At 72.1% G+C, this 20,923-nt stretch carries 19 protein-coding genes; 13 read left to right on the top strand and 6 right to left on the bottom strand.

Going from position 1 to position 20,923, the window contains the following annotated elements:
- The first annotated feature begins 28 nt into the window (after positions 1-28).
- The 10 genes from JAO84_RS15690 to JAO84_RS15645 all read left to right on the top strand — a co-directional run bounded on the left by JAO84_RS15690 (position 29) and on the right by JAO84_RS15645 (position 8,400).
- On the top strand, positions 29-1,018 hold the full coding sequence (locus JAO84_RS15690) for a Rossmann-like and DUF2520 domain-containing protein (RefSeq protein WP_370413448.1): 990 nt from the start codon (positions 29-31) through the stop codon (positions 1,016-1,018).
- Positions 1,015-2,070, top strand: a complete 1,056-nt coding sequence (gene panC, locus JAO84_RS15685; RefSeq protein ID WP_370413447.1) for a pantoate--beta-alanine ligase — start codon at positions 1,015-1,017, stop codon at positions 2,068-2,070. The genes JAO84_RS15690 and panC overlap by 4 nt, the downstream gene beginning before the upstream one ends.
- Positions 2,067-3,773, top strand: coding sequence for an L-aspartate oxidase (locus tag JAO84_RS15680; RefSeq protein ID WP_370413446.1), 1,707 nt, complete (start codon positions 2,067-2,069; stop codon positions 3,771-3,773). The genes panC and JAO84_RS15680 overlap by 4 nt, the downstream gene beginning before the upstream one ends.
- On the top strand, positions 3,770-4,795 hold the full coding sequence (gene nadC / locus JAO84_RS15675; protein WP_370413445.1) for a carboxylating nicotinate-nucleotide diphosphorylase: 1,026 nt from the start codon (positions 3,770-3,772) through the stop codon (positions 4,793-4,795). The genes JAO84_RS15680 and nadC overlap by 4 nt, the downstream gene beginning before the upstream one ends.
- Complete coding sequence (locus JAO84_RS15670; protein WP_265865344.1) at positions 4,795-5,601, top strand: type III pantothenate kinase; 807 nt, start codon at positions 4,795-4,797, stop codon at positions 5,599-5,601. The genes nadC and JAO84_RS15670 overlap by 1 nt, the downstream gene beginning before the upstream one ends.
- A gap of 418 nt (positions 5,602-6,019) precedes the next feature.
- The gene (locus tag JAO84_RS15665; protein ID WP_370416773.1) at positions 6,020-6,619 is read left to right on the top strand and encodes a hypothetical protein; all 600 of its coding nucleotides are present in this window, start codon (positions 6,020-6,022) and stop codon (positions 6,617-6,619) included.
- A gap of 14 nt (positions 6,620-6,633) precedes the next feature.
- Positions 6,634-6,813, top strand: coding sequence for a hypothetical protein (locus JAO84_RS15660; RefSeq protein ID WP_370413444.1), 180 nt, complete (start codon positions 6,634-6,636; stop codon positions 6,811-6,813).
- A 119-nt stretch (positions 6,814-6,932) separates the two neighbouring features.
- A complete protein-coding gene (locus JAO84_RS15655; RefSeq protein WP_370413443.1) occupies positions 6,933-7,355 on the top strand; it encodes a BlaI/MecI/CopY family transcriptional regulator in 423 nt (140 codons plus the stop codon).
- Positions 7,356-7,364: 9 nt separating this feature from the next.
- Positions 7,365-7,907: an amino-acid N-acetyltransferase gene (locus JAO84_RS15650; protein ID WP_370413442.1), complete on the top strand. Its 543-nt coding sequence runs from the start codon at positions 7,365-7,367 to the stop codon at positions 7,905-7,907.
- A 154-nt stretch (positions 7,908-8,061) separates the two neighbouring features.
- Positions 8,062-8,400: an Lsr2 family protein gene (locus JAO84_RS15645; protein WP_265865348.1), complete on the top strand. Its 339-nt coding sequence runs from the start codon at positions 8,062-8,064 to the stop codon at positions 8,398-8,400.
- On the opposite strand, the gene JAO84_RS15640 is transcribed toward JAO84_RS15645, so the two are convergent.
- Positions 8,379-9,002 (bottom strand): SCO3374 family protein, encoded by a 624-nt coding sequence (locus JAO84_RS15640; protein ID WP_370416772.1) that lies wholly within the window; start codon positions 9,000-9,002, stop codon positions 8,379-8,381. The genes JAO84_RS15645 and JAO84_RS15640 overlap by 22 nt on opposite strands.
- 461 nt (positions 9,003-9,463) lie before the next feature.
- On the opposite strand from JAO84_RS15640, the gene JAO84_RS15635 reads away from it, so the two are divergent.
- A complete protein-coding gene (locus JAO84_RS15635) occupies positions 9,464-11,986 on the top strand; it encodes an ATP-dependent Clp protease ATP-binding subunit (protein WP_265865349.1) in 2,523 nt (840 codons plus the stop codon).
- A gap of 87 nt (positions 11,987-12,073) precedes the next feature.
- Here the strand turns inward: JAO84_RS15635 and JAO84_RS15630 are convergent, their stop codons facing one another.
- Positions 12,074-14,866 (bottom strand): NACHT domain-containing protein, encoded by a 2,793-nt coding sequence (locus JAO84_RS15630; RefSeq protein ID WP_370413441.1) that lies wholly within the window; start codon positions 14,864-14,866, stop codon positions 12,074-12,076.
- Positions 14,863-15,267 (bottom strand): trypco2 family protein, encoded by a 405-nt coding sequence (locus JAO84_RS15625; protein ID WP_370413440.1) that lies wholly within the window; start codon positions 15,265-15,267, stop codon positions 14,863-14,865. The genes JAO84_RS15630 and JAO84_RS15625 overlap by 4 nt, the downstream gene beginning before the upstream one ends.
- 466 nt (positions 15,268-15,733) lie before the next feature.
- On the opposite strand from JAO84_RS15625, the gene JAO84_RS15620 reads away from it, so the two are divergent.
- Positions 15,734-16,450 (top strand): M23 family metallopeptidase, encoded by a 717-nt coding sequence (locus tag JAO84_RS15620; protein ID WP_370413439.1) that lies wholly within the window; start codon positions 15,734-15,736, stop codon positions 16,448-16,450.
- 26 nt (positions 16,451-16,476) lie between these two features.
- Here the strand turns inward: JAO84_RS15620 and JAO84_RS15615 are convergent, their stop codons facing one another.
- A complete protein-coding gene (locus JAO84_RS15615; protein WP_370413438.1) occupies positions 16,477-17,055 on the bottom strand; it encodes a TetR/AcrR family transcriptional regulator in 579 nt (192 codons plus the stop codon).
- 120 nt (positions 17,056-17,175) lie between these two features.
- On the opposite strand from JAO84_RS15615, the gene JAO84_RS15610 reads away from it, so the two are divergent.
- Positions 17,176-18,753 carry an MDR family MFS transporter gene (locus tag JAO84_RS15610; protein ID WP_370413437.1) on the top strand — a complete coding sequence of 526 codons (1,578 nt, stop codon included), beginning with the start codon at positions 17,176-17,178 and terminating at the stop codon, positions 18,751-18,753.
- Positions 18,754-18,858: 105 nt separating this feature from the next.
- Here the strand turns inward: JAO84_RS15610 and cseC are convergent, their stop codons facing one another.
- Positions 18,859-20,226: a two-component system sensor histidine kinase CseC gene (gene cseC, locus JAO84_RS15605; RefSeq protein WP_370413436.1), complete on the bottom strand. Its 1,368-nt coding sequence runs from the start codon at positions 20,224-20,226 to the stop codon at positions 18,859-18,861.
- Positions 20,223-20,921: a two-component system response regulator CseB gene (gene cseB / locus JAO84_RS15600; RefSeq protein WP_370413435.1), complete on the bottom strand. Its 699-nt coding sequence runs from the start codon at positions 20,919-20,921 to the stop codon at positions 20,223-20,225. Before cseB ends, cseC begins: the two co-directional genes overlap by 4 nt.
- Positions 20,922-20,923: the final 2 nt, after the last annotated feature.

Below are 20,923 nucleotides of genomic sequence, written 5' to 3'. Positions count from 1 at the left end.
GACTGGAACGGAAGGCCGACCCGAAACCGTGAACGCACCACCAGAACCCCGGCACCCGCAGGTGGACCGCGCCGAGGACCGCCCCGCCCGGCTCACCGTCGGAGTCGTCGGCGCCGGACGCGTGGGCCCCGCCCTCGCCGCCGCACTCCAGCTCGCCGGACACCGGCCCGTCGCCGTCTCCGCGGTCTCCGACGCCTCCCGCAGGCGCGCCGCGGCCCTGCTGCCGGACGTCCCCGTGGTCGAGCCCGCCCGGGTGCTTGCCCTCGCCGACCTGGTCCTGCTCACCGTCCCCGACGACGCCCTGCCCGGCCTCGTCGAGGGCCTGGCCGAAACCGGTGCGGTGCGCCCCGGCCAGCTCCTCGTGCACACCTCCGGGCGGTACGGGGTGCGGGTGCTCGACCCGGCCCGCCGGGCCGGCGCGCTGCCGCTCGCGCTGCACCCCGCCATGACCTTCACCGGCACCTCGGTGGACGTGCAGCGGCTCGCGGGCTGCTCCTTCGGCGTCACCGCGCCCGAGGAGCTGCGGCTCGCCGCCGAGGCGCTGGTCATCGAGATGGGCGGCGAGCCCGAGTGGATCGCGGAGGCGAACCGGCCGCTCTACCACGCGGCCCTCGCCCTAGGCGCGAACCACCTGGTGACTCTGGTCGCCCAGGCGATGGAGCTGCTCCGCTCGGCCGGCGTGTCCGCGCCCGACCGGATGCTCGGCCCGCTGCTCGGCGCGGCCCTGGACAACGCGCTGCGGTCCGGCGACGCCGCCCTGACCGGCCCCGTCGCCCGCGGTGACGCCGGCACCGTCGCCGCCCATGTGGCGGAGCTGCACAAGCACGCCCCCGGCACCGTCGCCGGCTATCTCGCGATGGCCCGCGCGACCGCCGACCGCGCCCTCGCGCACGGCCTGCTCAAGCCCGAGCTGGCCGAGGACCTGCTCGGCGTGCTCGCCGCCGACACCCCGCCGGGCCCGACCGGAACCAGCGGCACGACCGGACCCGCCGACGGGCCGCAAGGAGACGACCGATGAGCCTGATCGCCGAGCAGAGCGCCGGGCGCCACCAGCCGGGTGGGCTGGCACCCACGGCCGCGGACCTGGCGGACGCCCGGTCGCGGTTCGGCGCGCCCGGGCGCAATGCCGTCGTCATGACGATGGGCGCGCTCCACGAGGGCCACGCCACCCTGATCAGGGCCGCCCGCGAGCGGGTCGGCGCCGACGGTTTCGTCGTCGTCACCGTCTTCGTCAACCCGCTGCAGTTCGGCGCAGGCGAGGACCTCGACCGCTACCCCCGTACCCTCGACGCCGACCTGGCGCTGGCCTTCGCGGCCGGTGCCAGTGTGGTCTTCGCGCCCTCCGCCGACGAGGTCTACCCCGGCGGCGAGCCGCAGGTGCGGATCACCGCCGGCCCCATGGGCGAGCGCCTCGAAGGCGCCTCCCGGCCCGGCCACTTCGACGGCATGCTCACCGTCGTCGCCAAGCTCCTCCACCTCACCGGCCCCGACCTGGCCTTCTTCGGCCAGAAGGACGCCCAGCAGCTGGCCCTCATCCGCCGCATGGTCCGCGACCTGAACTTCCCGGTCGAGATCGTCGGCGTGCCGACCGTCCGCGAGGACGACGGCCTCGCCCTGTCCAGCCGCAACCGCTACCTGTCGCCCGAGGAGCGCCACACCGCCCTCGCGCTGTCCCGGGCGCTGTTCGCCGCCCGCGACCGGCTCGCCGCCCAGGCGGCGCTGCGCGCCCGCGCCGACGCGCTGCTCGGCGACCCCGGCCGGGCCGAGAACCGCGCCGAGGCGCTGTCCCGGCTCGGCGAGGCCCGCGCCGCCGCCGACGCCCACGCGGTCGCCCAGGCCGCCGAGGGCCGGGGCGCCGAGGCCGTACGGGCCGCCGCCCGTGCCGTACTGGACGACGCGTGCCATGCCGAGCCGCCGCTCGCCCTTGACTATCTGGCCCTGGTCGACCCGGCCGACTTCACCGAGGTCGAGGACGGCCACGACGGAGAGGCGATCCTCGCCGTCGCCGCGCGGGTGGGGACCACGCGGCTCATCGACAACATCCCCCTCACGTTCGGAGTCGTGAAGTGACCGGAATACGGCTGCACGCGCCTGCCCCCGGATGGTCCATCGACGCGGATGTCGTCGTGGTCGGCTCCGGTGTCGCGGGCCTCACCGCCGCCCTGCGCTGCACCTCCGCCGGGCTGCGCACGGTCGTCGTCACCAAGGCCCGGCTCGACGCCGGCTCCACCCGCTGGGCGCAGGGCGGCATCGCCGCCGCGCTCGGCGACGGCGACACCCCCGCGCAGCACCTCGACGACACCCTCGTCGCCGGCGCCGGGCTGTGCGACGAGCCGGCCGTGGACGTCCTGGTCACCGAGGGCCCCGACGCGGTCCGCCGGCTGATCGCCACCGGCGCCCACTTCGACAAGGCCGACGACGGCACGATCGCGCTGACCCGCGAGGGCGGCCACCACCGCCGCCGCATCGTGCACGCCGGCGGCGACGCGACCGGCGCCGAGGTCTCCCGCGCCCTGGTCGAGGCGATACGGGACCGGGGCGTGCGCTTCATCGAGCACGCGCTCGTGCTCGACCTGCTCAAGGACGAGACGGGCCACACCGCCGGCGTCACCCTGCATGTGATGGGCGAGGGCCAGCACGACGGCGTCGGCGCCGTCCACGCCCCCGCCGTGGTCCTCGCCACCGGCGGCATGGGCCAGGTCTTCTCCGCCACCACCAACCCGTCCGTCTCCACCGGCGACGGCGTCGCCCTCGCGCTGCGCGCCGGGGCCGAGGTCTCCGACCTCGAATTCGTCCAGTTCCACCCCACGGTGCTCTTCCTCGGCGCCGACTCCGAGGGTCAGCAGCCGCTGGTCTCCGAGGCGGTACGGGGCGAGGGCGCCCATCTCGTCGACGCCGACGGGGTCCGCTTCATGCTCGGGCAGCACGAGCTGGCCGAGCTCGCGCCCCGCGACATCGTCGCCAAGGCGATCACGCGCCGGATGCTGGAGCAGGACGCCGAGCACATGTACCTGGACGCCCGGCACTTCGGCGCCGAGATGTGGGAGCAGCGCTTCCCGACCATCCTGGCCGCCTGCCGCTCGCACGGCATGGACCCGGTCACCGAGCCGATCCCGATCGCCCCGGCCGCCCACTACGCCTCCGGCGGCGTCCGCACCGACCTGCACGGCCGCACCACCGTGCCCGGCCTGTACGCGTGCGGCGAGGTCGCCTGCACCGGCGTGCACGGCGCGAACCGGCTCGCCTCGAACTCGCTCCTGGAGGGTCTGGTCTTCGCCGAGCGGATCGCTGCCGACATCACGGCGCACGGCCCGCACCGCGAGGGCCGCCCGGCGGTGGCCGACACCTCCACGGTGCTCAGCCTGCTCGCCCCCGAGACCCGCCGCGAGGTGCAGCGCACCATGACCGCGGGCGCGGGCGTGCTGCGCTCCGCCGAGAGCCTGGCCGGGGCCGCCGAGGCCCTGGAGGTGCTGCGCCGCGGCGCCGAGGACGAGCGCAAGGCCGCCGAGCCGGGCGTGGACTCCTGGGAGACCACCAATCTGCTGTGCGTGGCCCGGGTCCTGGTGGCCGCCGCCCGTGAGCGCGCGGAGACCCGCGGCTGTCACTGGCGCGAGGACTTCCCCGACCGGGACGACGCGGCCTGGCGCCGCCATCTCGTCGTACGCCTGACGCCCGACCGCCGCCTGGCGGTGCACCGCACCACCGGCGCGGACTTTCCGCCCGTAACCCCCGACGCCGTAACCGTCGACGCACCCTGGGAGCCGCAGTCGTGACCACGCCCGAAGAAGCACGTCCGGAGCCCGTGGACGTCCCCCTCATCCAGATCAGCGCCGTCCCGGCCGAGTCCGAGGCCGCGGGCGGCTGCGGCGACGGCTGCGGCTGCGGCGAGGCAGACGAGTTCGAGTGCGGCCTCGACCCGGCGCTCGCCGGGCTGCTCGCCGACGCCGGGCTCGACCCGGTGCAGGTCGAGGACATCGCGCACCTCGCGATCGCGGAGGACCTCGACGGCGGGGTCGACGTGACGACCGTGGCGACCGTCCCCGAGGACGCCGTCGCGACCGCCGACTTCACCGCCCGCGAGGCCGGTGTGGTGGCCGGCCTGCGGGTTGCCGAGGCGGTCCTGTCGATCGTCTGCACCGACGAGTTCGAGGTCGAGCGGCACGTCGAGGACGGCGCGCGGGTCGCGGCGGGCGAGAAGCTCCTCAGCGTCACCGCCCGCACCCGTGACCTGCTGACCGGCGAGCGCAGCGCGCTGAACATCCTGTGCCGGCTGTCCGGCATCGCGACCGCCACGCGCGCGTGGGCGGACGCGCTGGAGGGCACGAAGGCGAAGGTCCGCGACACCCGCAAGACGACGCCGGGCCTGCGCGCCCTGGAGAAGTACGCGGTGCGCTGCGGCGGCGGCGTGAACCACCGCATGTCGCTTGCGGACGCGGCCCTCGTGAAGGACAACCACGTGGTGGCGGCGGGCGGCGTCGCCGAGGCCTTCAAGGCCGTCCGGGAGCAGTTCCCCGAGGTGCCGATCGAGGTCGAGGTCGACACGATGCACCAGGTCCGCGAGGTCCTGGACGCGGGCGCCGACCTGATCCTGCTGGACAACTTCACGCCGATCGAGACGGAGGAAGCGGTCGCCCTGGTCGCCGGCCGCGCGGTCCTGGAGTCCTCGGGCCGGCTCACCCTGGACAACGCGGCGGCGTACGCGGCGACCGGCGTCGACTACCTCGCGGTGGGCGGCCTCACCCACTCCTCCCCGATCCTGGACATCGGTCTGGACCTGCGCGAGGTCGACGCCTGATGCTGCTCACGATCGACGTCGGCAACACGCAGACGGTCCTCGGTCTCTTCGACGGCGAGGAGATCGTGGAGCACTGGCGCATCTCCACGGACCCGCGCCGGACCGCCGACGAGTGGGCGGTCCTGCTGCAGGGCCTGATGGGCATGCACCCGCTGCTCGGCGTCGAGCTGAGCGACGGCATCGGCGGCATCGCGATCTGCGCCACGGTCCCCTCGGTGCTGCACGAGCTGCGCGAGGTCACCCGGCGCTATTACGGGGACGTGCCGGCGGTCCTGGTGGAGCCGGGCGTCAAGACGGGCGTCCCGGTCCTCACGGACAACCCGAAGGAGGTCGGCGCCGACCGCATCATCAACGCGGTGGCGGCGGTCGACATGTACGGCGGCCCGGCGATCGTGGTCGACTTCGGCACGGCGACGACGTACGACGCGATCACGACGCGCGGCGAGTACGCGGGCGGCGCGATCGCCCCGGGCATCGAGATCTCCGTCGAGGCGCTCGGCGTGAAGGGCGCGATGCTCCGCAAGATCGAGCTGGCCCGCCCGCGCAGCGTGATCGGCAAGAACACGGTCGAGGCGATGCAGTCCGGCATCGTCTTCGGCTACGCGGGCCAGGTCGACGGCGTCGTCGCCCGCATGAAGCGCGAACTCGTCGGCCCGACCGGCGACCCCTCCGACGTCACGGTCATCGCCACCGGCGGCCTGGCCCCCATGGTCCTCGCCGACTCGAAGGAGATAGACGCCCACGAGCCCTGGCTGACCCTGATCGGCCTCCGCCTGGTCTACGAGCGCAACGCGCCGCGGATGTAGGCGGGGCCGGGGGCGGGGGGCCCTCGCACGCCGCGCCCGGTGTCCGCCCTGCCTCGGGGCCACGCGTGACGGGCCCGCAGCCGGGCGCGCGAGGCTGCGCCCGGTCTGACCGGGCTCGGCGTCGGCGCGGCCTTCGGCCGCCGCTTGGCCCTGGCCGCAGGCCGGGCCCGTGCCGCGGCGCCCTGCGGGGCGCGCACGCCCGCGGGCGTGGCCTTCGTCCTCTGCCTGACCAGTCCGCCCGAGGACCGGGTGGTGTACGCCGCACCCGGCGTGGGCCCCGGGCCCTGAGGGCCGCACCCGCCACCCCCGTTGCGCCGTACGGCTTGATTCCGCCGCCGCGAAGATCGAGAAGGGGCGGATTTGTCCGATTAGCGCGTATCGTCGGTCCATGCCCACGCCCTACGGATCCCGCGGCGGCATGGCGTTCAGCGCGGACGAGCTGCGGGTGCTCCGACGCGCGCTCGCCACCGCGCTGAACCCTGCCCCCCTTCAGGACGACGACGTGCAGGACTGCCTGCGTCTGGCCGACTCCGTGGACGAGGCCGTGCGCGAGGCCGGGCGGCTGCGCGCGTTCCTCGTCGACGATCTGGTCCGGTACCGGCAGGCCCTGCCCGGGTCTCTCGGCGGCTATCTGGAGCTGCTCCAGGACGCCCTGGCCGCGGGGTACGACCCCGGGGCCGACGACCTCGCCGCGCTCCGGGCGCTCCGGGGCAACGCGCGGGCCGCCGGGCTGCTCGCCCGCTGCCAGGTGCTGGCGGAACGATCCGTCCGGGCCCGGCTCGCCCGGGTCACCCAGGCGACGGCGCGGCCCCGCGCCCGGCTGCTCGCGCTGCCCGGAGGGCGGGCCGCCGACGAGCGGCCCAAGCCGCCGGCGCCGTCCGGCCCGGCCAAGCCCGCCCCGAACGCCCCGAAGCCGCCCGCGCCGGGCGAGAAGCCCGTGCCCAAGCCCTCCGAGGTGTTCCCGCCGCGCCGCCGCCCCGTACCCCCGCCCCCGCCCGAAGAACGCGCCGCCGGATAGCTACGCTGGACGCCATGGACTACGTATCCGCGCTCGTTCCCCCCGTGGTCATGGCGGTCTTCTTCATCGCCCTGATCGTCGTGATCGTGAAGACCCAGGGCGGGCCCAACAAGGCCAAGGAGGACGCCGCCGTGGACGCCGCCCTCGCCCGCGCCGAGGCCGCCCGCCAGCAGGACGGCACCCCCGCCCCGTAGTCACGGCGCCCGAGGACGTACGACCGGCAGTGCCCGGCCGTACGTCCTTTTTGCTGTCTCCCGGGGCGTTTCATCCATAAATGGACGTATATTCGGTGATCTCGCACTAAGGTGGCGCCGTGCCCCGTCAATTGGGAGAGCTGGAAGACGCCGTCATGACCCGCGTCTGGCAATGGAACCGCGCGGTGACCGTCCGGGAAGTCCTGGAGGATCTCCAGCAGGAACGGTCCATCGCCTACACCACCGTCATGACGGTATTGGACAATCTCCATCAGAAGGGCTGGGTGCGCCGGGAAGTCGAAGGCCGCGCCTATCGATATACGGCGGTCTCCACCCGCGCCGCCTACTCGGCCGCGCTCATGAACGAGGCCTGGGCGCAGAGCGACAACCCCGCCGCCGCCCTCGTCGCCTTCTTCGGCATGATGTCGCCCGAACAGCGCGAGGCGCTGAACGACGCCATCCGTATCGTCCAGCGCGACAACCCCGATCCGCCCCCCGCCGGCGCCGAGGGCGGCGAGGAGACGGAAGGCCCCGGGCGATAACGTCCCCCCATGTCATCCGCGTCATCCTTCTCGCCGGCGCCTTCCGCCCACGCCGTCACCGTGCGCCGGGCCCGTACCTCCGATGTCGCCGCGGTGCGCCGGCTCGTCGATCCCTTCGTGCGCCGCGGCATCCTCCTCGACAAGGCGACCGTGACGCTTTACGAGTCCATCCAGGAGTTCTGGGTCGCCGAACGCGACGACGACGCCACCGTCGTCGGCTGCGGCGCGCTGCACGTGATGTGGGAAGACCTCGCCGAAGTCCGCACTCTCGCCGTCGATCCCGACTTCAAGGGCGCCGGAGTGGGACATCAGGTGCTCGACAAGTTGCTGCACACCGCGCGCTGGCTCGGTGTCCGCCGGGTTTTCTGCCTCACCTTCGAAGTGGACTTCTTCGCGAAGCACGGCTTCGTCGAGATCGGCGAGACTCCGGTCGACGGAGATGTCTACAGCGAGCTCCTGCGTTCCTATGACGAGGGTGTCGCGGAGTTCCTCGGTCTCGAACGAGTGAAGCCGAACACCTTGGGCAACAGCCGGATGCTTCTGCACCTGTGAGACGGGCCCGGGGCCGAGTGCTTCGGAGTGCCTATGTCCGAATCGCGCACGTTTCCCGCGATGCCGAGGTTCTGAACCTCTGCCAGGGGTTTGTGTTTTTCCGGGAAAAGCGGTTTCCTTTCCGCGTACTGCATTTTCGATGAAAGGAAATCCGGTGGCACAGAAGGTTCAGGTCCTTCTTGTCGACGACCTCGACGGCGGCGAGGCGGACGAGACCGTGACGTTCGCGCTGGACGGCAAGTCCTACGAGATCGACCTCACCACCGCCAACGCGGACAAGCTCCGTGGCCTGCTCGAGCCGTACACCAAGGGTGGCCGACGCACCGGTGGCCGCACCGCCGGCGCCCGCGGCAAGGCCCGCGTCGCCGTCTCCGGCGGCAGCCAGGACACCGCGAAGATCCGGGCGTGGGCCAAGGAGAACGGTTACAACGTGAACGACCGCGGCCGCGTGCCGGCCGACATCAAGGCGGCTTACGAGGACGCCAACCGCTGACCGCCCGCAGCCGCCGGCTCCGGCCGGTGGGCCCGGGCAGCACTCAGCAGCCGCGCGCGATGGCACTCGGCGGCCGCCGCGGCCACCAGCCTGACCAGGCAGGGAGCGGCCCCGTCGGCCGAGGCGCCGCTCCGCGACGAGGGCCGCAGGGCCGGCAGCGAGGACTCCACCTCGCGCCCCGGCTCCGGGGCCCTCAGCCACACCGCGGGTCCGGGCGCCGCGCCGTACGCGCTCCGGCCGGTCGGGCGCCCGCCGGGGGGCACCGGGGCGGTCATCCGGCCGTCGGCGCCCAGCATCGCCAGATCCAGTGAGATCCCGCGCCACTCCAGCCAGTCGAGCAGCCCGGGCAGCTCCTCGGCGCTCCCCGCCGCGACGAGCAGCCGCATCCGCCGCCCCATCAGGGCCACCGGACCGGTCGCCGCGCCCACCCGGCGCAGCACACCGCGGCCGGCCGCCGTGGGCAGCTCGAGGACGTCGAAGCGCAGCCCCGTGACCAGCTGCACCGGAGGCCCGGCCGCCGTCGCCCAGCCGAGCTCGTGCTCGTACCACCGCGCCACACCGCCGTCCGACGGGGTGCGGGGCAGAGGCACGGCGATCGTCATACCGGGGGAACGCTCACGGGCGACTTTGGTCACGCTCGGTCCTTGATCCGGAGCGCAGAGTGTCCATGATGGGGGCGTACGGGTGCATTCGAGCGCGCAAGGTTGTTCGCCCGTAGCGGAGGGACCCGGGGTGCGCCGCATGGAGTGTCAGTACTTACGGGTAAGACATTCCATGTGAGGAGGGGCGTCTCGCGGGCAGAAGTCGGGCAGAAGCGTCTCACGTTCGCCATCGGCGTACTGGAGGCGTGGGTAACTGCTTGGCCTGCGGGAACATCGTCTCGCACCATCGAGTTGGAGCATTTGTCGGCTGTTCGGCAGCAGGTCTCCCCAAGAAGTAAGGGGGTGATCCGGACGGATGTCGGCAGTTGGAATGAGCGGTCCCCGCTTGCGGGACTAAGCTGCGGAAGGACAGGGAGGGGATCGACCCCTAACTGACTGACCGCTCTGAGGAGCGATTAACGATGTTCGAGAGGTTCACCGACCGCGCGCGGCGGGTTGTCGTCCTGGCTCAGGAAGAAGCCCGGATGCTCAACCACAACTACATCGGCACCGAGCACATCCTCCTGGGCCTTATCCACGAGGGTGAGGGTGTCGCCGCTAAGGCCCTGGAGAGCCTCGGGATTTCGCTCGAGGCGGTCCGCCAGCAGGTGGAGGAGATCATCGGCCAGGGCCAGCAGGCCCCGTCCGGGCACATCCCCTTCACCCCTCGTGCCAAGAAGGTCCTGGAGCTGTCGCTCCGGGAGGCCCTCCAGCTCGGCCACAACTACATCGGCACCGAGCACATCCTGCTCGGCCTGATCCGCGAGGGCGAGGGCGTCGCCGCCCAGGTCCTCGTGAAGCTGGGCGCCGATCTCAACCGGGTCCGGCAGCAGGTCATCCAGCTGCTCTCCGGCTACCAGGGCAAGGAAGCCGCCACCGCCGGCGGTCCTGCCGAGGGCACCCCCTCGACGTCCCTGGTCCTCGACCAGTTCGGCCGCAACCTCACCCAGGCGGCCCGCGAGTCCAAGCTCGACCCGGTCATCGGGCGCGAGAAGGAGATCGAGCGGGTCATGCAGGTGCTGTCCCGCCGTACGAAGAACAACCCGGTCCTCATCGGCGAGCCCGGCGTCGGCAAGACGGCGGTCGTCGAGGGCCTGGCGCAGGCCATCGTCAAGGGCGAGGTGCCCGAGACCCTCAAGGACAAGCACCTCTACACCCTGGACCTCGGCGCGCTGGTCGCCGGCTCCCGCTACCGCGGTGACTTCGAGGAGCGCCTGAAGAAGGTCCTCAAGGAGATCCGCACCCGCGGCGACATCATCCTGTTCATCGACGAGCTCCACACCCTGGTGGGTGCGGGCGCCGCCGAGGGCGCGATCGACGCCGCCAGCATCCTCAAGCCGATGCTGGCCCGCGGTGAGCTCCAGACCATCGGTGCCACCACCCTCGACGAGTACCGGAAGTACCTGGAGAAGGACGCCGCCCTCGAGCGCCGCTTCCAGCCGATCCAGGTCGCCGAGCCGTCGCTGCCGCACACGATCGAGATCCTCAAGGGTCTGCGCGACCGTTACGAGGCCCACCACCGGGTCTCCATCACGGACGAGGCCCTGGTCCAGGCCGCCACCCTGGCCGACCGCTACATCTCGGACCGCTTCCTGCCGGACAAGGCGATCGACCTGATCGACGAGGCCGGCTCCCGGATGCGCATCCGCCGGATGACCGCGCCGCCGGACCTCCGCGAGTTCGACGAGAAGATCGCCTCCGTCCGCCGGGACAAGGAGTCCGCGATCGACTCGCAGGACTTCGAGAAGGCCGCCTCCCTGCGCGACAAGGAGAAGCAGCTCCTCGCCGCGAAGACCAAGCGGGAGAAGGAGTGGAAGGCCGGCGACATGGACGTCGTCGCCGAGGTCGACGGCGAGCTGATCGCCGAGGTCCTCGCGACCGCCACCGGCATCCCGGTCTTCAAGCTGACCGAGGAGGAGTCGAGCCGCCTGCTGCGCATGGAGGACGAGCTCCACAAGCGCGTCATCGGCCAGAAGGACGCCGTCATCGGCCTCTCGCGCGCCATCCGGCGTACGCGAGCGGGTCTGAAGGACCCGAAGCGTCCCGGTGGCTCGTTCATCTTCGCCGGCCCGTCCGGTGTCGGTAAGACCGAGCTGTCCAAGGCGCTCGCCGAATTCCTCTTCGGCGACGAGGACGCGATGATCTCCCTCGACATGTCGGAGTTCAGCGAGAAGCACACCGTCTCGCGTCTCTTCGGCTCCCCGCCCGGATACGTGGGCTACGAAGAGGGCGGCCAGCTCACCGAGAAGGTGCGCCGCAAGCCGTTCTCCGTGGTTCTCTTCGACGAGGTCGAGAAGGCCCACCCCGATATCTTCAATTCCCTTCTCCAGATCCTGGAGGACGGTCGCCTGACCGACTCCCAGGGCCGGGTCGTGGACTTCAAGAACACGGTCATCATCATGACGACCAACCTCGGGACCAGGGACATCTCGAAGGGCTTCAACCTCGGCTTCGCGGCCCAGGGCGACACGAAGTCCAACTACGAGCGGATGAAGGCGAAGGTCAGCGACGAGCTGAAGCAGCACTTCCGCCCGGAGTTCCTCAACCGTGTGGACGACATCATCGTCTTCCCGCAGCTGACCCAGGACGACATCCTCCAGATCGTCGACCTCATGATCAGCCGCGTCGACGAGCGCCTGAAGGACCGGGACATGGGCATCGAGCTCTCCCAGTCCGCGAAGGAGCTCCTCGCGAAGAAGGGCTACGACCCGGTCATGGGCGCCCGGCCGCTGCGCCGGACGATCCAGCGCGAGGTCGAGGACAGCCTCTCCGAGAAGATCCTCTTCGGCGAGCTGCGCCCCGGTCACATCGTGGTCGTGGACACCGAGGGCGAGGGTGAGGAGCAGAAGTTCACCTTCCGCGGCGAGGAGAAGTCGGCCCTGCCGGACGTGCCGCCGATCGAGGCGGCGGGCGGGGCGGGCCCGAACCTGTCCAAGGAAGCGTGACGTGACGCTGCGCCGGGCCTGAGCCTGTAGCGCGTGAGGGGCGGCCCCGGGACCGGAAACGGTCCTGGGGCCGCCCCTTTGCCGTGCCTACCGGACGGTGAGCCGGTTGCCGAGGGCGGCGGCGCCGCGGATGCGCTTGCGCGGGATGCCTTCCACGGCGATGTGGACACCGGTACGGTCGGCCAGGGCCCTGAGGTCCAGGGTGGTGTCCGGACGCAGACCGGTCAGCTCGAGCAGTCTCAGGGCGCTGAGCTCCGCGAGGGCGGACACATCCGTCAGATTCGGGCACTTCGACACGTAGAGCATGGTGAGTCGGGCGAGGTTCAGGGAGCGGACCGGGGCGAGGTCGGTCAGCAGCGGATTCGCGGCGAGCGACAGCGAGCCCAGGTCGCGGCCGTGCAGTGCGGTCGCGACAGCGGCCGGGTCGTGCTCGCCGGTCAGGATCAGCGCCAGGGCGTGCGGGACGTGGCGCAGGGCGTGCAGTTGTTCCGGGGTCCGCACGATGACGAGGGGATTCTTCGCCTCGGCGAGCACGTCCCGGGCGAAGGCCTCGGTGGGGAAGGAGTCCCACTCCAGACAGATCTGCCTGAGCCCCGCCCGGGAGTACGCCCGGGCGTAGGGCAGTGCCTCGGCTCCGCCGATCGCGGCGATCAGGTGGACGACCGCGTCGGCGGCCTCCGCCGACAGGGTCTCCGGTTGCGGCAGCAGCGGCAGTACGTAGCCGCCGAGCCGGGCCAGCTGGGTCGCCTGTTGCTGGTTCCGGGGCGGGAGCACCGACCGCACCGCCTTCCGCACCCAGCGATGCACGCTCTCGTCCAGCATCGCCGCATGCTGCGCGCACAGTGCTGCCATCACGTACAGCGTCGTCTTCGGGTCCCGCTTCCGGGTCCCGGAGCCGGCCGTCAGCAGGCCCTCCACGAGAACGGGGAGGTCTCGTCGCGTGCAGTGGCCCGCGGCAAGGAGCAGGACGTCGTGCCACTGCTGGTCGTGGGCCTTGAGCAGGGCCTCGCGGAGGCAGTCGTCCTCGACGAGCTCCTTGGCGGCGAGGAAGTCCTGGAAGGTGCGGTGGGCGAACTGGAAGACGTCGTCCGTGCGCTCCTGGAGGAGGCCGCTGCGGTTGATCAGATGGGTGAGGATCTCCTCCGGGGTGCCCTGGTCACGGACCCGCGGCATGCCCGGCAGATCGCGCTCCAGGCTCTGCAAGGCCTGCTCGCGGGTGAACTCGGTCTGGCCGGTGCGGACCAGGCGGACGGCGATGCGCTGGAGGAGCTGGCGGTGCTCCTCGACCGACATGCGGATGCCGTCGGGGGAGCCGACCCGGCGGCGCTCGTCGCGGGTGCCGAGCAGCATGGTGAGGGCGGAGTCGTACAGCTCCCAGCGGGTCTCGGGCAGGAAGCCGTCCCGTAGCCGGTGCAGGGCGCAGATCACCGCGCAGAGCAGCGGGGTGCGGGCGAGCTCGGCGAGGTTGGGGTTGTGGCGGAACTGCTGGGCGAGGTCGCGTTCGAGCTCGTCGAGGGCGGCCCGGTCGTAGGCGTCGGCGTCGAGGCGGGCCGCGTCGTGCCAGGCGGTGACGAAGGCCTGGATGTCCTCGCCGCGCAGCGGGAGCAGAGTCAGCTCCTCGAAGCGTTCGGCGCCCAGCCAGTCGGGGGCGACGGCGTGCGGGCGTACGGTCGCCACGCACCGGGTGTCCGGGAAGCGGGCGAGCAGCCCGCTGAGCCAGGTGTGGGCGTCGTCGCGGTCGTCCTGGGTGACCTCGTCCAGGCCGTCGACGAGCAGCAGCCCGCGCCCGGCGGCGAGCACCCGGCCCGCCCAGCCCTCCGGGGCCGCGTCGATCATGAGCCCGGCGACCCGGGGCAGGTCGCCGGGGGAGGGGAAGCCGTCGTCCCGTGCCCGCAGCGACCGCAGGGGTACGACGAAGGGGACGAGCCCGTTGAGCGCGGCGAGCCCCGGCCCGAGGGTGCCGGCGGCGGCGTGCGCGGCCAGCCACCACACCAGGGTGGTCTTCCCGGCGCCGGCGTCGCCGCGCAGCAGCACCCGGGGCCGGTCGGCGAGCAGGTCGTCGATCCGGCGCGGTACGGGGACGGCGGCCCGGTCCCGTATCCGGTCGGTGTCCCGGGGCGCGGCCTCCAGGGAGATGTACGCGGTGTCGAGGTCCCACTCGGAGGCGCGCTTGCCGAGCTCGTCCAGGCCGAAGATCCGGGTGCGGCGGTAGGCGGCGCCGACGGCCTGGGCGTACTCCTCCTCGTAGGGCTGGTCGCGGGGGTGGGTGGCGGTGACGGGCCGGGGCGCGGCGAAGTCGTCGGGGAGCCAGCGGTACGCGTCCTTGTCGGCGAGCAGCGCCGTGAGCGGGAGGCATTCCAGGCGGCGGTGCCCGCGGCCGCGCGGGACGGCACGGACGATCCCGAGGAGTCCGTCGTCGGCGTAGACGGGAGCCCCCGACAGGCCGGCGAGGGGCGAGGGGCCGTCCGCGATCTCGGTGGCGGGCGGGCGGTCGAGCTCGACGGTGAGGGTGTGGCGCAGCAGCCCGGCCATGGGCAGGACGGTGCCGGTGAACTGGTCGAGGTCCGGTCTCCCCTCCTCGTACCGCTGGATGCGGGGGAAGCCGAGGATCGTGCAGTCCGGGATGGGCCGGTCGGTGGCGACGGCGCTGAGCCGGGGGGTCGGGCCGAGGCGTACGTCGCTGTAGAGGAGTGCGGCGTCGAGCCGGTCGTCGGACCAGACCACGCGTAACTGCTGGGGCGCCCGGTGCGCTCCGGCCACGGTGGCGCTGTGGGCGCCGCCAATCACATGGGCGGCGGTCAGGACCAGGTTCCGGGCGAGGAGCACGCCGCTGCCCTGGGCCCTGCCCAGGACGGCGAACACGAACTGGCTGCTCCTCACCGGGCCTCAGTCCCGCGCGCCCGAGTCCCGTCACCGGACCCGTCACCGGACCCCTCCCCGGTCCCGTCGCCGAGCCCCCCGAACCCCGACAGATCCGCCTCCTCCTCGTTCCCCACCAGCCACGCCCCGCCCGTCGCCGCGTTCCGCGGCTTCAGGGTGAAGGAGACCCGGTGGGTCTCGCCGCGGGAGCGGCCGGCCTCGGCGCCGGCCTCGACGACCCAGGCCTTGACCTTGCCGCCGCCCTTCGCCTCCTTGCGGAGCTCGACGGTGAACTCCATCTCGATGTCGCCGACCTCGAAGGAGACGGGGTGGCCGGTGGCGCGGCGGGCGGCGGTCAGGAGTTCGTCGCGTACGGAGGCGATGGCGTCGGCCAGTTCGATCTTGGGCGTGGTGTCGGTCATGCCTCGGAAGCTAGCCCGCCGAAAGCGGTGGTGGAGGGGGTTCCGGACGGTTCGGTCGCGTGACCCAGGTCGCAATGGCGGGGTGGGCGTGGTGACAAGGCGCACAGGGGTTTCGGGCGGTACTAGGCGGAATAGTGGTGGCGTTCCACCGTGATCCGGGCCTTTCGGGGCGAACCGCCGGGACGTAGGTCCCGGATAAGGCGGAAGCGGGCGGCGGCGGGCGTTTCGGGCGGTTCGGGGCGGGCGCGACATGGGGTTAAACGGGTCTACGCGGGTCGCATTTGTCCGATTTCGCGCCGCGGTCCGCGAGGGGGTGCGGGGTTGATTCCCGGCGAGATCGCTACGACGCAATGTCGTAGATGGGGTGTTTTACCCGGGCCGGGAGTCCGGGTTACCAAGGATGAGCAAGCCCGGTGCTGAGCCGCTCTCACGCCGGGTCCCGTTCTGTCCGGAGGTTCTCCCCCGTATGTCGAAGCGCGTCATGAAGCCCAGCATCCGTACCACCGCCGTCGCCCTCGCCGCCGCGGGTCTGGGAGCGTCGCTGGTGGCCGGAGCCGGCTCCGCGTTCGCCGCCGAGGGCAAGGCCGCCGTCGCGTCCACCACCAACGTCGCCGCGTCCGCCGCCGTCGCCCAGCAGGCCGCCACCCAGGCCAAGGTCGCCGCGCAGGCGAAGGCCGCGCAGCTGAAGGCGGCGCAGGTCAAGGCCGCCGTCGCCAAGGCGAAGGCCGCGAAGACCGTCAAGCCCGCCGCCGCCAAGAAGGCCGCGTCCTGGGTCAAGCCGGTCAGCTCCTACACCCTGTCCGCCAGCTACAACCAGGGCGGCGCCATGTGGGCCCACAAGCACTCCGGCCAGGACTTCGCCGTCCCGACCGGCACCTCGGTCAAGGCCGCCGGCGCCGGCACCGTCGTGAAGGCCGGCCCGAACGGCGGCGGCGACGGTCCCGCGTACGGCAACGCGATCGTCGTGAAGCACGCCAACGGCACGTACTCGCAGTACGCCCACCTGTCGAAGATCAAGGTGCACATCGGCCAGAAGGTCGCCGCCGGCCAGCAGATCGCCCTCTCGGGCAACACCGGCAACTCCTCCGGCCCGCACCTTCACTTCGAGATCCGCACCACGCCTAACTACGGCTCCGCCGTGAACCCGGCCGCCTTCCTGCGGACCCACGGCGTCACCATCTGACGCTGACGGCGGTCTCAGGACCGCAGTCAGGCCTGCTTGGCCTGCTTGGCCTGCTCGGCCTGCTCGATCAGATCGAGGGCGACCTCGAGGACGGCTTCCTGCTTCTCCTCGGGGTCGCCCTCGATGTTCTGCATGAAGAACGTCCCGGCGTGCAGCGCGAAGATCGCGCTCACGGCGCGCACCTTGTCCTTGATCGGGGCCGCGGGGTCCTGGATGAACTCGTTGAGCGCGACGAAGCGCTCCTTGAAGGTGAGCCCGATGCTGAGGTCGCGCACGGTCGCCTGGTTCTCGTGCATGAAGCGGAACAGCGGCGCCGCATCGGTCAGGGCGCTGTGGTAGCGGCGCAGGATCTCCTTCTTGGTCTCCAGGGTGCGCGGCTGCTCGGCTGCCCAGGCGACGAGCTCGTCGATCGGTCGCGCCAGGTCCTGGAAGATCCCGATGATGATGTCTTCCTTGGTCTTGAAGTGGTAGTACAGCGCCGCCTTCGTGACGTCCAGACGCTCGGCGATCTCGCGCAGCGAGGTCTTCTCGTAGCCCTGCTCGGCGAAGAGTTCGAGAGCCACGTCCTGGATGCGCTGGCGGGTGTTGCCTCGGGCCTGGGCCATGTCTCTGTCTCTCGTTTCCTTCGCTGACACACAAACTTACTTGACGACCGGCAAGTTACGGGTCTACTTTCCCCAGTGTAGTAACTAGCCGGGCGGCAAGTAAGGGAGCAAGGGGACGGCATGGCAACGACACTGACACCCGAGGCAGCCAAGGGGGAGGCCGCACCCGCGCGCAGCGTTCGCGTCGTCCTCCTCGCCCTCATGATCGCGATGCTGCTCGCGATGCTGGACAACATGATCATCGGCACCGCGATGCCGACCATCGTCGGCGAGCTCGGCGGCCTGGAGCACCTCTCCTGGGTCGTCACCGCCTACACCCTGGCCACCGCCGCGTCGACCCCGATCTGGGGCAAGCTCGGCGACATGTTCGGCCGCAAGAGCGTCTTCCTGACCTCGATCGTGATCTTCCTGATCGGCTCCGCGCTCAGCGGCATGGCGCAGGACATGGGCCAGCTCATCGGCTTCCGCGCCGTGCAGGGCCTGGGCGCCGGCGGACTGATGGTCGGCGTCATGGCGATCATCGGCGACCTGATCCCGCCCCGGGACCGCGGCAAGTACCAGGGCATGATGGCCGGCATCATGGCGCTCGCCATGATCGGCGGACCGCTGGTCGGCGGCACCATCACCGACCACTGGGGCTGGCGCTGGTCCTTCTACATCAACCTGCCGCTCGGCGCCGTCGCCCTCGCGATGCTCGCCACCGTGCTCCACCTGCCGAAGAAGGGGCGCGCGGCCGGCACCCGGATCGACTTCCTCGGCGCCGCGCTGCTGACGATCGGCATCACCGCGATCGTCCTGGTCACCACCTGGGGCGGCACCGAGTACGCCTGGGGCTCGGCCACCATCATCGGCCTCGCCGTCGGCGGCGTCCTGGCCCTCGCGGCCTTCCTCCTCGTCGAGACCCGCGCGAGCGACCCGATCATGCCGCTGCACATCTTCCGCAGCCGCAACTTCACCCTGATGTCCGTGATCGGCTTCCTCACTGGCTTCGTCATGTTCGGCGCGGTGCTCTTCCTGCCGCTGTTCCAGCAGTCCGTGCAGGGCGCCTCGGCGACCAACTCCGGTCTGCTGCTCCTGCCGATGCTGCTGTCGATGATGGTCGTCTCGATGATCGCCGGCCGGGTCACCACCAGCAGCGGCAAGTACAAGATCTTCCCGATCATCGGCGGCGCGTTCATGGTCGTCGGCCTGTACCTGCTGTCCACCATGGACACCGACACCACGCGGTTCGTCTCGGGCGTCTACATGGCCGTGCTCGGCGCCGGCATGGGCTTCCTGATGCAGATCACCATGCTCGTCGCGCAGAACAGCGTCGAGATGAAGGACATGGGCGTCGCCTCGTCCTCGACCACCCTCTTCCGGACCCTCGGCTCCTCCTTCGGTGTCGCGATCATGGGTGCGCTCTTCAACCACCAGGTCCAGAACGAGATGGCCGCCCGTGGCGGCGGCGCCGCGACCGCGCGCTCGGCGCAGCTCGACGCCGCGAGCCTGGCCAAGCTGCCGGATGCGGTCCGCGAGGCCTACCAGCACGCGGTCTCCTCCGGTACCCACTCGGCCTTCCTGGTCGGCTCGATCGTGGCCGTCCTCGGCTTCGTCCTCGCCTTCTTCGTGAAGGAGGTGGCGCTGCGCGGCACCGGCCTCCCGAAGGCGGACGAGGCCAAGACGGACGACGCCGAGCCCGCGAAGGCCACCGCCTGACGGCCCGCACCCGCGCTCCCGCGCGAGCCGCGGCCGGCAGCCGAACGGCCCCCGGTGTCCCTGTGGACACCGGGGGCCGTCGCCGTACGAGCGAGGAGCGGGGGCTCAGTCGGCTAACCGCAGTATCGGGAAGCTCCCCGTGGTCGTCGGCGCGTGCTCCGGGAGCCACAGCACCGCGATGGCGCCGCCCGCGCCGTCCGGGGTCCCCTCCGGGGCGGCGTTGCGGAAGGTGAGGCGGGCGCCGAGGACCCGGGCCTGGCCGGTGGCGATGGTCAGGCCCAGGCCGTGGCCCTGGCCCGCGCGGTCGCTGCTTCCCGTACGGAAACGGCTCGGGCCCTCCTTGAGGAGCGCCTCGGGGAAACCGGGCCCGTGGTCCCTGACCCGGACCACCCGGCCCTCGACGGTGACCTCCACCGGCCCGCCGGTACCGCCCGCGCCTCCCTTGCCGCCCTTGCCGTGCTTGGCGGCGTTGGCGAGGAGATTGCCGAGGATGCGCTCCAGGCGGCGCGGATCGGTGTTGACCCAGGACTCGTGGACCACATGGACCACCGCGTCCGGGTCGAGCGCCCGCACCCGCCGCTCGACGAACTCGCCCAGCGCGATCTCCTGCAGCTCGGCCCGCTCCGACGCGCTGTCGAGCCGGGCCACCTCCAGGACGTCCTCGACCAGGGTCCGCATGGCCTGCGCCCGGTCCCGTACGAGCTCGGTCGGGCGGCCCGGCGGCAGCAGCTCGGCGGCCGTGAGCAGCCCGGTCACCGGGGTGCGCAGCTCGTGCGCGATGTCGGCGGTGACCCGCCGCTCGGCCTCGATCCGCTCGCCCAGGGCATCGGTGAGGGCGTCGACGGCCCGGGCCAGCTCGTCGGTCTCGTCGCGCACGACGCCGCCGATGGCGTCCCGTACCCGTACCTCGGTGTTGCCCTGGGCGACCCGGCCGGCCGCCGCCGCGGCCTTGCGCAGCCGCCGCGAGAGCTGCCCGCCGATGAGCACGCCGAGCGCGCAGCCGCCGAAGACCACGGACACCGAGCCGATGATCAGCGCCCGGTCGAGGTCGTTCATGATCGTGGCGCTGCGGTCGGCGAACGGCACGTGGAGCGAGAGCACGTCGCCGTTGGCGAGCGGCACGGCCGCCCACACGTCCGGCGGGCCGCTGCGGTGCTCCTGTACGTAGGTGCCGCGCCGTCCGTCGCGCATCAGCTGGTCGAGCTGGGGCGGCAGCGCCGGGTCGTTGATCTTGGTGCCGAAGCGCGGCTCCTTCGGCTTGGAGGTCTCGTAGACCCGCTGGGCGAAGACGAGCCGCCACATCTGCACATCGCGGGCGTTGTCGAGCATCGAGACCCGGGCCGCGTTGTGGACGACCAGGCTGAGGGTGACCGCGACGAGCGCGCCGACCGCCGCGATGGCGACCGCGATCTTCCAGCGGACCCCGGTCCGGAGGGCTCTCCTCCGTCTGATCCGCTTCCCGAACGGCTTCATCCCTTGAGCTTGTAGCCGAAGCCGCGGACCGTCTCGATCCGGTCCTGGCCGATCTTGGTGCGCAGCCGCTGCACATGGACGTCGACGACCCGGGTGTCGCCGCCCCAGCCGTAGTCCCAGACCCGCTCCAGGAGCTTGTCCCGGGACAGTACGGTGCCGGGCGCCGACGAGAACTCGAGCAGCAGCCGCATCTCGGTGGGCGTGAGGGCGACCGGTGCGCCGGCCCGGCGCACCTCCATGCCCTCGGTGTCGACCTCCAGGTCGCCGAAGACCAGGACCCCGCACTCGGCGCCGGCCGCCTCCGCGTCGCCGCCGTTCCCGCCCGCGTGGCCGAAGCGGCGCAGCACGGCGCGGATCCGGGCCATGAGCACCGAGCCGTCGAAGGGCTTGGTGACGTAGTCGTCGGCGCCGGCCTCCAGGCCGAGGACGACGTCGATGGAGTCGGCCCGCGCCGACAGCATGATCACCGGCACGGTCGACTCGTCGCGGATGCGCCGGCACAGGCTCACGCCGTCCATGCCGGGCAGCATCACGTCCAGGAGCGCGATGTCGGGCCGGTGCGCGCGGAAGGCCTCCAGGCCGGACAGCCCGTCGGGCATGGCCGTCACCGTGAAGCCGTCCCGCTCCAGGGCGAGCTGGGTGGCCTCACGGATGACGTCGTCGTCCTCGACGAACAGGACATGGGTCTCGGCCATGG

The organism is Streptomyces fradiae (assembly GCF_041270065.1).
Taxonomy (GTDB): domain Bacteria; phylum Actinomycetota; class Actinomycetes; order Streptomycetales; family Streptomycetaceae; genus Streptomyces.
Note: the sequence above shows the minus strand (reverse complement) of the source record. Positions and strands in the feature narration are given on the sequence as shown.